Origin of the sequence: Staphylococcus argensis (genome assembly GCF_002902305.1) — a bacterium.
Taxonomy (GTDB): Bacteria; Bacillota; Bacilli; order Staphylococcales; family Staphylococcaceae; genus Staphylococcus; species Staphylococcus argensis.
Genome location: NZ_PPPX01000001.1, coordinates 1 through 12,863 on the forward strand (window position 1 = coordinate 1; position 12,863 = coordinate 12,863).

The following is a 12,863-nucleotide window of genomic DNA, read 5'->3' on the forward strand; positions in this document are numbered from 1 at the left end:
GCGCCGATGGTAGTCGGACTTACGTTCCGCAAGAGTAGGACGTTGCCAGGCAATCATTAAAAGAGACCTGATAAGGTCTCTTTTTTCGTATATATAGAGGGATTGAATGAAAACGCTTGGCAGCTAAGGAAGCGCAATGAAACAACGACGGGATTTTACTACAGGTAAATGAGCAAGTTGATTTATAAGCTGACGAAAGATGTGAGCGTTTGCCAACAATCACTTGAGCCCGTAAGGGTTCTTTTTTTATAGCTTGGAAAGAGCTTAACTTCTTCTCTATGAAATCTATTCGAAGTAAAAGAAAAAGGAATACAATTGCAGTAGCAATTGCATAAGTATAACTAACACACTAAAGTGTGAAGTTATGCTTTATCGACGAAACAAGCGAAAGACGTAACGAGCTTACTCGAGGTAAGTGAGTAAGGAAAGAGAGCAGTTGAGAAAGATAATGACCTCTATTTACGAGAAGAGAAAGTTCCTTAGCGGCGATGGTAGCAGACTTACAAAGGTTTACAATTGCAGAGGCAATTGTATAAGTATAACTAACATACTAAAGTATGAAGTTATACTTTAAGAGTAGGAAGTTGCCAGGCGATCATTAAAAGAGACCTGAAAAGGTCTCTTTTTTCGTATATAAAAACCACCTCACAACTCTTCTTCAAATTACTAATGCTTCTATCAAAGCATTGGTATGTGCTTCTAACTGATCAAAGGGAATACCGCCATAACCGATAATAAACTTAGGTTTAGTCTCTGTATTATCATATCGGTTAAAAGGAATAATGCGTAAGTGTTGTGCTTCTGCACGTGCAATACATTCTTCTAAGCTTAAGCCATTATCAACTGTAAGGGTGAAATGCATCCCTGTTAAGGTTCCATCTACTATCAATTGATCATCATACTGCTGAATTTGTTCTAAAATAAAGGTAAGTTTATCTTGGTAAACCTTTCTCATCTTGTTGAGGTGTCGTTCAAAGCTACCCCCTTGCATGAAATGGGCGACGATATGCTGAAGATGTACAGGTACTGTATTTCGCCCTTTATGTGGGAGTGCTTGATATCGTTCTAACAATACTTTAGGTAAGGTCATATAGGCAATACGACAACTTGGGAACAGTGATTTAGAGAAGGTACTGAGGTATATCACCTTGTCCTTTGTGTCTAAACTTTGGAGTGCAGAGATAGGCTTTCCGAAATAACGAAACTCGGAGTCATAATCGTCTTCAATAATATAGCGATCACCTTGTTGCTGAGCCCATTGAATTAGACGCGTGCGTTTTTTCAAATTCATCACATAGCCTGTTGGGAATTGATGTGAAGGAGTAACATAAACAATATTATTTGGGACATCGTATAAGTTGTCCATACGCATCCCAGTCGACGTCACTTCGTTCTGAATGTAAGGGATCGATTTCTTATCCAACACTTGTTTAATAGGTGGATAGCTTGGCTGTTCAATGATAAATTGCGAATCATCGAGTATGTCGGTTAATAAATTGATAAGCTGTTCTGTGGAGGAACCAATGATGATCTGATTTGGATGGCTCGTCACTCCTCTGCTGTTAAAAATATAATGGGCGATTTGTTGACGTAAGATCCCTTCACCTTGAGGATGACCGTGATGTAAAAGTGACAGATGTGATTCATCAAAAACATCACGTGCTGCTTTACGAAATTGTTGTAATGGAAAGTATTCGGCATCGATTTCCGATAAATTGAACTCATATTGATATTGAGTAGGGCGTTCATTCATCGTTCCACTCTCAAATTCGTCTTCATTCATAACAAAAGGAAAGTCATCACTTGGAATCGCAGGCAATGATTCAATATCTGACACATAGAAGCCAGAACGGGGTTTCGAATAAATATAACCTTCATCTAGAAGGAATTGATACGCATGCTCAATGGTAGTATTGCTAACGGATAAATGGTGCTGCAACGCACGTTTAGAAGGAAACTTATCACCGGATTGATACTGACCTTCAATGATTTGTTGCTTTAAATCTTCGTACAGCTTGATGTAGAGTGGGGACGCTGACATTCAATCTGACCTCCTATTTTTATCTGAAACTGTGTCTTTTACACTATCAGTTTATCTTTTACAATAAACATAATCAAGAAATAATTTGGCTAAGGTGTGGAGAAGCACTGAGGCTAAGTCAGCTAAACGTTTAATCAAGAGAATTACATAAACGTGATCTTACTGACAACTATCATAAAGTAAAGGGGTATTTGATATTATGTCTAAAGTAACAGGCTCAGAACGTGTAAAACGCGGAATGGCAGAAATGCAAAAGGGCGGCGTCATCATGGACGTTGTCAACGCAGAACAAGCTAAGATTGCTGAAGAAGCAGGTGCGGTAGCAGTTATGGCACTTGAACGTGTACCATCTGATATTCGTGCAGCTGGTGGCGTAGCACGTATGGCAAATCCTAAAATTATCGAAGAAGTAATGAATGCAGTTTCTATTCCGGTAATGGCGAAATCACGTATCGGTCACATCACGGAAGCACGCGTCTTAGAATCAATGGGCGTGGACTATATTGATGAATCTGAAGTGTTAACTCCTGCAGATGAAGAGTTCCACTTATTAAAGGATCAATTTACAGTACCATTTGTATGTGGTTGTCGTAACTTAGGCGAAGCAGCACGTCGTATTGGTGAAGGCGCTGCAATGTTACGTACGAAAGGTGAACCAGGTACAGGTAATATCGTTGAAGCCGTACGTCACATGCGTCAAGTGAACTCTGAAGTAAGTCGCTTAACAGTGATGAATGACGACGAAATCATGACTGAAGCGAAGAACCTTGGTGCACCATATGAAGTGTTGAAATCAATCAAAGACAATGGTCGTTTACCTGTAGTTAACTTTGCAGCAGGCGGTGTGGCTACACCTCAAGACGCTGCGTTAATGATGGAATTAGGTGCAGATGGTGTATTCGTAGGTTCAGGTATCTTTAAATCTGAAGATCCAGAGAAATTTGCTAAAGCGATTGTTCAAGCGACTACGCATTACCAAGACTACGAATTAATCGGTAAACTTGCTCAAGAGTTAGGTACTGCCATGAAAGGTATGGACATTAACGAATTGTCTCTTGAAGAACGTATGCAAGAGCGTGGTTGGTAAGATGAAGATTGGCGTACTCGCATTACAAGGGGCTGTTCGCGAGCACCTTCGTCACATTGAGCTCAGCGGTCACGAAGGCCTTGCGATTAAGAGAGTAGAACAACTGGAAGAGATTGACGGGCTTATCTTGCCTGGTGGCGAATCAACTACGTTACGTCGTCTCATGACGCTTTACGGCTTTGATCAAGCTCTAGCTGAGTCAAATATGCCTATCTTCGGGACTTGTGCGGGTCTCATCGTGTTAGCGAAAGACATCGTAGGTGAAGAGGGCTATTTAAGCAAGTTAGATGTGTCAGTGGAGCGTAATTCATTTGGCCGCCAAGTGGATAGCTTTGAGTCTGAGTTGACGATTAAAGGCGTGGCAGATGACGTAGAGGGCGTATTTATTCGCGCGCCGCACATTGCTGATGTTTATGGCGATGCAGAAGTGCTTTGTGAGGTAGAAGGTAAAATTGTTGCCGTACAACAAGACCAATATCTCGGCGTTTCATTCCATCCAGAACTTACTGATGACTATCGGGTAACAGCATATTTCATTGAGGAAATTGTAGCGAAACATCAACAAGCAACAGCCTAATTAAATAGTAAATGAAGTCGGCACATCATGTGTCGGCTTTTTTGTTTGATAAAAAGTCTCGCAAATAGTAAGCGGGATGCATTCTAGACGTATGTATTCAAACTTATGAATAGCCATAGATGGTTTCAATAGAAGACATTTCCGCTTTACGCTAAAGAGGCCTACTACTACTCGGATAGCACATAAATGGCCCTACAATCTGACCAAGTACATACGTGCCATGGCGCCTCCATCTGCCCGCATTTTAACCACCTCTAGCTAACTAAAAAAAGCAGAGAACCCTGATAGATTCTCTGCTTTGAACTCTCAATATTAAATGAAGAAACCGGCAATTGTCGCTGAAATAAAGGAAACGAGGGTTGCGCCGAAGAGAAGTTTCAATCCGAAACGAGCAACCATGTCACCTTTCTCGCTATTTAACGATTTAATTGCACCTGAGATGATACCGATAGAGCTAAAGTTCGCGAATGATACTAAGAAGACGGACACGATACCGCGTGCATGTTCTGAAATACCTTTCACTTTACCTAAGTGCTCCATCGCAACAAACTCGTTGGATAGAAGTTTCGTTGCCATTACTGAACCTGCATGAACTGCGTCGTGCCAAGGTACCCCAGTAAGGAATGCGAATGGCGCAAAGACGAAACCGATGAGCGTTTGGAAGTCCCAAGAAATATGACCACCTGAAAGGAAAGTAAAGATGGCGCTGACAATTCCGTTAAGCAAAGCAATGATTGCGATATAACCGATCAACATTGCTCCGACGATGACTGCGACTTTAAATCCGTCGAGAATATATTCCCCCAATACCTCGAAGAATGACTGTTTCTTTACTTCACTTTCTTCAATAATCAGTTTGTCATCTTTTTCATCAATACGGTAAGGATTAATGATTGACGCAATGATAAAGCCGCCGAATAGGTTAAGTACTACAGCTGTTACGACGTAGCGTGGCTCGATTAGCGAGAAGTACGCACCAATGATTGAAGCTGAGACGGTAGACATTGCAGAAGCGGTCAACGTGTAGAGACGTTGTTTGTTGATGTACGCCAGTTCGCGTTTTAAAGAAATAAATACCTCAGATTGACCGAGAATGGCTGCAGCTACCGCGTTATAAGATTCTAAGCGGCCCATGCCACTGATAAATGAAATCGCTAAACCTAAGTATTTAATCACGATAGGTAAAATACGTGTGTATTGCAAGATACCAATAAGTGCAGAAATGAAGACGATCGGTAGCAATACGTTAAAGAAGAAAGGTGGATTGTGAGGATCCACATATTTAAAACCACCGAAGACGAAGTTGACACCTTCAGCTGCCTGTTTCAATAGGTAGTTAAAGCCATCCGAAATAGCACCGATCACGGCGATACCGACTTTTGTTTTTAACAAGATAAAAGCAAAGATGAGTTGCAAGAGTATGAGCAACCCTACATAACGCCACCGAATGTTACGGCGGTCTGAGCTAAATATGTAAGCGAGTGCTAAGAAGACTAAGATCCCTATAATGCCGATAATGATATGCATCGTAATTATTCATCCCTTTTAAAATTTTTCATACTCTATCATACAATAAAACGCTCCGATTCAACATCCATATTCAAGAAAAATTTAAATCATATTGGTTGAAAAAGGTCAAAGTTGGTCATATAATATAGTCAAAGAAGGTCAAAAAGAGGTGATAATCATGCACAATATGTCCGACATCATAGAACAATACATTAAGCGCTTATTTGAAGACACCAATGAAGACGTTGTTGAAATTCAACGTGCAACGATAGCACAGCGTTTTGATTGTGTACCTTCGCAACTCAACTATGTAATTAAGACAAGATTTACTAACGAACATGGTTATGAAATAGAAAGTAAACGTGGTGGTGGTGGTTATATTCGCATCACCAAAGTAGAAACGAAAGATGCTACAGGTTATATCAACCACTTACTCACGTTGATAGGCCCATCTATTTCACAACAACAAGCGTATTACATTATAGATGGCTTGTTGGAAAAAGGTCATATTACAGAACGAGAATCCAAGATGATACACGCCATAGTAGATAGAGAAACATTGCAAATGGACGTGATGTCTCGCGATATCGTTCGTGCGAATATACTCAAACGGCTATTGCCTGTCATCAACTACTACTAAAGTGAGGTGTTAAACAGTGCTCTGTGAGAATTGCCATTTAAACGAGGCTGAAGTCAAAGTCGCAGTTAAGGGACACAATGGTACAGAAGAAAGATGGGTTTGCGTCACTTGTGCACAGGGTGGTAATCCATGGACGGAATCACAACAAGTACATCAAGATGATATCGAAGGCGCCTTTGTTGTTAAACAAATTCTACAACATTTGGCAGCAAAGCATGGTATTAACTTTGAAGAGCTGACGAAGAAAGAGGAGAAACACTGTCCGGGTTGTCACATGACTTTAAATGACATTGCACATGTAGGTAAACTAGGCTGTCCTGAATGCTATGCGACGTTTAAAGAGGACATCATCGATATCGTGCGCCGCGTTCAAGGCGGTCAATTTGAGCATATCGGTAAGACACCTCATTCCTCATATAAAAAGCTTGCATTGAAGAAACAAATCGAAGAGAAGACATCTTATCTCAACCAACTCGTTGAAGAACAAGCTTTTGAACAAGCAGCAGTAGTCAGAGATGAAATTAAAGCGTTGAAAGAAAGCGGGGAGGTGGATGAACATGAGTGATGCAGAACATCGTTCATATTCCAATAATTGGGTTGACAACGATGACTTAAGTCCTGTTGTGATGTCTTCAAGAATTCGCTTAGCTCGAAATTTAGAGAATTACGTCCATCCCCTGATGTTTCCTTCCGAACATGAAGGACACCGAGTGATCAACGAAGTACAAGACGCTTTACCTGATTTAGAACTGAAGCGTTTAGATACGATGGATCAACAAAGTAAACATCAGCTTGTAGCAAAGCATTTAATCAGTCCTGACTTGATTAAACGACCTGCTTCAGGTGTGATGTTGAATGAAGACGAATCGTTAAGTATTATGTTGAACGAAGAAGACCACATCCGTATTCAAGCCATGGGCACCGATTTAAAGTTGACGGAACTGTTTGAGCAAGCATCCAAAGTAGATGATCAACTTGATGAAGCCTTAGATATTAGTTACGATGAACAACTTGGTTATTTAACGACGTGTCCAACCAATATAGGTACAGGTATGCGAGCAAGTGTGATGCTTCACTTACCAGGCTTGTCTATAATGAAACGTATGAATCGTATTGCTCAAACGATTAACCGCTTTGGTTTTACCATTCGTGGTATCTACGGTGAAGGTTCTCAAGTCTTCGGACACATTTACCAAGTTTCAAATCAGCTCACATTAGGTAGAACAGAAGAGGACATCATCGAAAGTCTTACAGAAGTGGTTCAACAAATTATTAACGAAGAATTACAAATACGAGAACGCCTCGATCGACACAATCACGTTGAGACGAAAGACCGTGTGTATCGCTCGTTAGGTATTCTCCAATATAGTAGATTGATTTCGATGGAGGAAGCCTCCTATCGATTGAGTGAAGTGAAATTAGGTATTGATTTAGGCTACATTGATATGCCAGAGTTTAATTTCAATACGTTAATGACAGAAATACAATCGCCTTTCTTAATTGATGAGAATGATGAGAAGTCAATTAATGAAATGCGTGCAGATAGATTGAGAAAATATTTACAATAGGAGGTCAAGCTATGCTATTTGGTAGATTGACAGAACGTGCGCAGCGTGTACTCGCACATGCTCAAGAAGAAGCGATTCGCTTAAACCATTCTAATATCGGTACTGAGCACTTACTATTAGGTCTCATGAGAGAGCCTGAAGGTATTGCAGCTAAAGTGCTCGAGTCATTCGGTATTACGGAAGATAAAGTAATTGAAGAAGTGGAGAAGTTAATCGGTCATGGCCAAGAACAAATGGGTGCGTTGCATTACACACCTAGAGCGAAGAAGGTCATCGAACTCTCTATGGATGAAGCACGTAAATTACACCACAACTTTGTCGGTACAGAACATATCCTTCTCGGTTTAATCCGTGAGAACGAAGGCGTGGCTGCACGTGTCTTTGCCAACCTAGACCTTAATATTACGAAAGCGCGCGCTCAAGTGGTTAAAGCGCTTGGCAGTCCTGATACAGGTAATAAAAACACACAAGCGAACAAATCAAATAACACACCTACACTCGACAGCTTAGCACGTGACTTAACTGTCATTGCAAAAGATGGCACACTCGACCCAGTCATTGGTCGTAACCAAGAAATTACTCGTGTTATTGAAGTATTGAGTCGTCGCACTAAGAATAATCCAGTGCTCATCGGTGAACCTGGTGTAGGTAAGACTGCGATTGCAGAAGGTTTAGCTCAAGCCATCGTGAATAGTGAAGTACCTGAAACGCTGAAGAATAAACGCGTGATGTCACTCGACATGGGTACCGTCGTAGCAGGTACGAAATATCGCGGTGAATTCGAAGAGCGCTTGAAGAAAGTCATGGAAGAAATTCATCATGCAGGTAACGTCATTCTCTTCATCGATGAGTTACACACGCTCGTAGGTGCAGGCGGCGCTGAAGGTGCCATCGATGCGTCTAACATTTTAAAACCAGCTCTCGCACGTGGCGAACTACAATGTATTGGTGCGACAACGTTAGACGAATATCGTAAAAATATTGAAAAAGACGCAGCACTCGAACGTCGTTTCCAACCCATCCAAGTTGATGAACCGACTGTCGACGACACTGTAGAAATCTTAAAAGGATTACGCGATCGCTACGAAGCACATCACCGTATCAACATTTCTGATGAAGCGTTAGAAGCGGCAGTGAAACTCAGCAATCGCTACGTCTCAGATCGTTTCTTACCAGACAAAGCCATCGACTTAATCGACGAAGCAAGTTCTAAAGTAAGACTTAAAAGTCATACAACACCACCAGATTTAAAAGAAATCGAACAAAAAATTGAACAAGTGAAAAACGAAAAAGATGCTGCTGTTCACGCACAAGAATTCGAAAATGCAGCAAACCTTCGTGACAAACAAACGAAATTAGAAAAACAATACGAAGAAGCTAACAACAAATGGAAAAATGCCCAAAACGGCGACAACACTTCACTTTCTGAAGAAGACATTGCTGAAGTGATCGCAGGATGGACAGGCATTCCATTAACTAAGATTAACGAAACTGAATCTGAACGCTTACTCAACCTTGAAGATACGTTACACAAACGTGTCATCGGTCAGAAAGAAGCGGTGGACTCTATTAGTAAAGCTGTGCGCCGTGCACGTGCTGGATTGAAAGATCCTAAACGTCCAATCGGTAGCTTTATCTTCTTAGGTCCTACAGGTGTAGGTAAGACTGAGCTCGCTCGCGCCTTAGCTGAATCTATGTTTGGCGAAGAAGATGCGATGATTCGCGTTGACATGAGTGAGTTTATGGAGAAACATGCTGTGAGTCGTTTAGTCGGAGCACCTCCAGGCTATGTAGGTCACGATGACGGTGGTCAGTTGACTGAGAAAGTAAGACGTAAACCTTACTCAGTTATTCTCTTTGACGAAGTTGAAAAAGCGCATCCAGATGTCTTCAATATCTTATTACAAGTTCTTGATGATGGTCACTTAACAGATACGAAAGGTCGCACAGTCGACTTCCGTAACACAGTGATTATTATGACATCTAACGTAGGTGCTCAAGAGCTTCAAGATCAACGTTTTGCAGGCTTCGGTGGAGCTTCAGAAAGCAACGATTACGAAACAATCCGTAAGACAATGATGAAAGAACTTAAAAATGCTTTCCGCCCAGAATTCTTAAACCGTGTGGATGACATCATCGTCTTCCATAAACTTTCTCAAGAAGAATTGAAAGAAATCGTGACAATGATGGTAAACAAACTTACTGATCGTCTCGCTGAACAAGATATTGTTATTAAAGTCACAGATGCAGCGAAAGCGAAGATTGCTGAAGAAGGATACGACCCTGAATACGGTGCTAGACCGTTAATCCGTGCAATTCAAAAGACAGTGGAAGACAACTTAAGTGAACTTATCCTTGCAGGTAATCAACTCGAAGGTAAAGATGTCATCATCGACCATGACGGTAATGAGTTTAAATATAATATTGAAGAACGCAAAGAAGAAGAACAAGATAACGCATCAGAAGATGATGATAAAGAAACAACTGAATCATAGAAACAAGCTTCTTTATGCGACGTAGAGCAACACCATGAAACAACGAGAAGTATGAGATAAACATCTTAATATCATATGTCACGGCAATTTCTACCAGCTAAGTAGAAATTGCCGTTTTTTCAATAGCAGAAGTAGTATTTCTCAGAATATCGCTTCGTAGTAGCTGCTTCCAGACTCAATGGTTTATCAGCTATTGACCATGTTAGTTATTCATGTGAGGAGTGAGACTACGAAATCAAATCGATTTCTGTCATGCTCCCAACTTCACTACACTTTACTAAAGCTATCGCGCTCTATTTGTCTTTGACAGGCGATGGGGTTAGAATAGATTTGTTACTATTTGATGGAGGTGTGACCGTGGCGAAGAAGAAAGTAGTCTTTGAATGTATGGCATGTGGTTACCAATCAGCTAAATGGATGGGTAAATGTCCAAGTTGCGGTGCTTGGAACCAAATGGAAGAGGTCGTTGAACGTAAAGAAGCGAGTCCGAAACATGGCGTGCGACGTCGCGAATCTCATTCCAAAGTACAGAAGTTAAATGAGGTTCATCATGAGACCACGCCTAGAATTAAAAGTAAATCTGAAGAGTTCAATCGTGTGCTCGGCGGCGGAATCGTAACAGGATCACTCGTGCTTATTGGCGGGGATCCAGGTATAGGTAAGTCGACGCTCTTACTTCAAATTTGCGCTGCTTTATCGCAGTCTTACAGCGTACTTTATATTACAGGTGAGGAATCACTCAACCAAACGAAGATTCGTGCAGATCGTCTCGATGAAGATTCTAGCAACTTGAACGTCTTTGCAGAAACAGATTTAGAAATTATTCACGATACCGTAGTTAAATTGAAGCCTGATTTACTCGTAGTTGACTCTATTCAAACTGTCTTCCATCCGGACATCAGTTCAGCGCCAGGTTCCGTTTCGCAGGTACGCGAAAGTACGCAGAGCTTAATGAATATCGCGAAACAGAATAACATTGCTACATTCATTGTCGGTCACGTGACGAAAGAAGGCCAAATTGCAGGGCCACGTTTACTTGAACACATGGTGGATACAGTACTTTACTTTGAAGGTGACGAACACCATGCTTATCGTATCTTACGTGCAGTGAAGAACCGTTTCGGCTCAACGAATGAAATGGGTATCTTCGAGATGAAGCAAAGTGGTCTGAAAGGGGTCAAGAACCCTTCAGAAATGTTTCTCGAAGAGCGCTCAACCAACGTGCCAGGTTCGACAATCGTTTCTACAATGGAAGGTACGAGACCATTATTAATCGAAGTACAAGCACTCGTGACGCCAACGACTTTTAACAACCCAAGACGTATGGCGACGGGCATCGATCACAACCGCTTGAGTCTGCTCATGGCTGTGCTTGAGAAGAAAGAGAACTATCTCCTGCAACAACAAGATGCTTATATTAAAGTGGCAGGCGGGGTTAGACTGACAGAACCCGCCGTCGATTTAGGCGTGATTATTTCCACAGCTTCAAGCTTTAAAGACCAGGCTGTAGACGGATTAGACTGTTTCGTTGGAGAGGTCGGTTTGACCGGCGAAGTTAGACGTGTATCACGTATCGAGCAACGTGTGCAGGAAGCGGCTAAACTTGGTTTCAAACGTATTATTATACCAGAATCTAATATCGGAGGATGGACTTTCCCAGAATCGATTCAAGTCATCGGTGTGAAGAACGTCCATGAGGCCTTGAGCTTTGCTTTAGGCAGAGGTTAGACTTGAGAACCAAATGAGCATAATAGAGTTGTGATGATTATATAAGTTGTTATATATTTAAAGAGATTCAGTTACTGAAATGATTGAGATAGAAATGGTTACCTATGAGTTTAGAAGGGAGAAGTTACGTTGAATGCTATCCGATTTGTCGTCATCTTATGCTATATCGTGCTAGGCGCAAGTGTCGGCGTCTATTTGTTACCGACAATTATCGCTGACTTAGGCCTAGGTCACATCAGCATACTACTCAACAAGTATATCGATGGTTTGCTCGGCATTCTATTATTCTTTGTCATCTTTGGCTGGTTTATCCGAGCAGTGTCGCGTGCGTTGAAACGTTGTGAACACATGATTATGCGTCATAACGCGATTGAAATTATCTTTGCAGCTGTAGGCTTAATCATCGGCTTGCTCATCTCGGTAATGGTTTCTTTCATCTTTGAAATTATAGGTAACTCTGTGCTCAATCACTTCGTTCCCGTCATCATCACCATCTTGCTCAGTTATTTAGGCTTTCAGTTTGGTTTGCGTAAAAGGGACGAAATGCTCGTCTTTCTACCAGAAAGCATGGCACGTTCCGTATCAATGAATGCGCGCCACGCGGTGCCAAAGATTATCGATACGAGTGCGATTATTGATGGTCGTATCTTAGATATTATTAAGTGTGGTTTTATCGATGGCGAAATTCTCGTTCCTCAAGGTGTAGTGAACGAGTTACAAATCATTGCAGATGCGAATGACAGTGTGAAACGGGAGAAAGGTAAGCGAGGACTGGATATACTTAATGCGTTATACGATACGGACTATCCAACTCAAATTATCCATCCGACACGTTCGCATAGTGAAATAGATATGATGCTTATTAAATTAGCGAAGCATTATCATGCACAGGTCATCACGACTGATTTTAACCTTAACAAAGTGTGTCATGTCCACGATGTGCAGGTCTTAAACGTTAATGATCTATCTGAGGCCATCAAGCCGACCGTGCATCAAGGTGATCGTTTCAACCTTCTATTGACTAAAATGGGTAAAGAAGCGGGCCAAGCAGTAGGTTATCTTGAAGATGGCACGATGGTGGTCGTGGATCATGCGAAGAAATATGTGGGTTCACATGTAGATTTAGAAGTCATCAGTTTACTGCAGACATCATCTGGACGAATTATCTTTGCGAAAATGATTAACTAAATAATAGTGTTGAAGAGGTTTCGTGTGGAC

Annotated in this window: 10 protein-coding genes; 8 read left to right on the top strand and 2 right to left on the bottom strand. The window is 41.4% G+C overall.

What is annotated here, in order from left to right; all coding sequences use genetic code 11:
• Positions 1-658 precede the first annotated feature (658 nt).
• The gene (gene pdxR / locus CD039_RS00005) at positions 659-2,041 is read right to left on the bottom strand and encodes a MocR-like pyridoxine biosynthesis transcription factor PdxR (protein ID WP_103370622.1); all 1,383 of its coding nucleotides are present in this window, start codon (positions 2,039-2,041) and stop codon (positions 659-661) included.
• Positions 2,042-2,240: 199 nt separating this feature from the next.
• On the opposite strand from pdxR, the gene pdxS reads away from it, so the two are divergent.
• Positions 2,241-3,128, top strand: a complete 888-nt coding sequence (gene pdxS / locus CD039_RS00010) for a pyridoxal 5'-phosphate synthase lyase subunit PdxS (RefSeq protein WP_103370623.1) — start codon at positions 2,241-2,243, stop codon at positions 3,126-3,128.
• Position 3,129: 1 nt separating this feature from the next.
• Complete coding sequence (pdxT, locus tag CD039_RS00015) at positions 3,130-3,705, top strand: pyridoxal 5'-phosphate synthase glutaminase subunit PdxT (protein WP_103370624.1); 576 nt, start codon at positions 3,130-3,132, stop codon at positions 3,703-3,705.
• A gap of 312 nt (positions 3,706-4,017) precedes the next feature.
• Here pdxT and CD039_RS00020 read toward each other — a convergent pair whose 3' ends face one another.
• A complete protein-coding gene (locus CD039_RS00020; RefSeq protein ID WP_103370625.1) occupies positions 4,018-5,232 on the bottom strand; it encodes a NupC/NupG family nucleoside CNT transporter in 1,215 nt (404 codons plus the stop codon).
• A gap of 160 nt (positions 5,233-5,392) precedes the next feature.
• Here CD039_RS00020 and CD039_RS00025 point away from each other — a divergent pair, with 160 nt between their 5' ends.
• From CD039_RS00025 to CD039_RS00050, 6 genes are all read left to right on the top strand, one after another.
• Positions 5,393-5,854 carry a CtsR family transcriptional regulator gene (locus CD039_RS00025; protein WP_002471510.1) on the top strand — a complete coding sequence of 154 codons (462 nt, stop codon included), beginning with the start codon at positions 5,393-5,395 and terminating at the stop codon, positions 5,852-5,854.
• A gap of 16 nt (positions 5,855-5,870) precedes the next feature.
• Positions 5,871-6,419 carry a UvrB/UvrC motif-containing protein gene (locus CD039_RS00030; RefSeq protein WP_103370626.1) on the top strand — a complete coding sequence of 183 codons (549 nt, stop codon included), beginning with the start codon at positions 5,871-5,873 and terminating at the stop codon, positions 6,417-6,419.
• Entirely contained in the window at positions 6,412-7,422 is a 1,011-nt protein-coding gene (locus CD039_RS00035; RefSeq protein WP_103370627.1) for a protein arginine kinase, read from the top strand. The genes CD039_RS00030 and CD039_RS00035 overlap by 8 nt, the downstream gene beginning before the upstream one ends.
• 11 nt (positions 7,423-7,433) lie before the next feature.
• Positions 7,434-9,917 (top strand): ATP-dependent Clp protease ATP-binding subunit, encoded by a 2,484-nt coding sequence (locus CD039_RS00040; RefSeq protein ID WP_103370628.1) that lies wholly within the window; start codon positions 7,434-7,436, stop codon positions 9,915-9,917.
• Between the two features lie 357 nt (positions 9,918-10,274).
• Positions 10,275-11,645 carry a DNA repair protein RadA gene (gene radA / locus CD039_RS00045; protein WP_103371569.1) on the top strand — a complete coding sequence of 457 codons (1,371 nt, stop codon included), beginning with the start codon at positions 10,275-10,277 and terminating at the stop codon, positions 11,643-11,645.
• Positions 11,646-11,774: 129 nt separating this feature from the next.
• On the top strand, positions 11,775-12,833 hold the full coding sequence (locus tag CD039_RS00050; protein WP_103370629.1) for a PIN/TRAM domain-containing protein: 1,059 nt from the start codon (positions 11,775-11,777) through the stop codon (positions 12,831-12,833).
• Positions 12,834-12,863 lie beyond the last annotated feature (30 nt).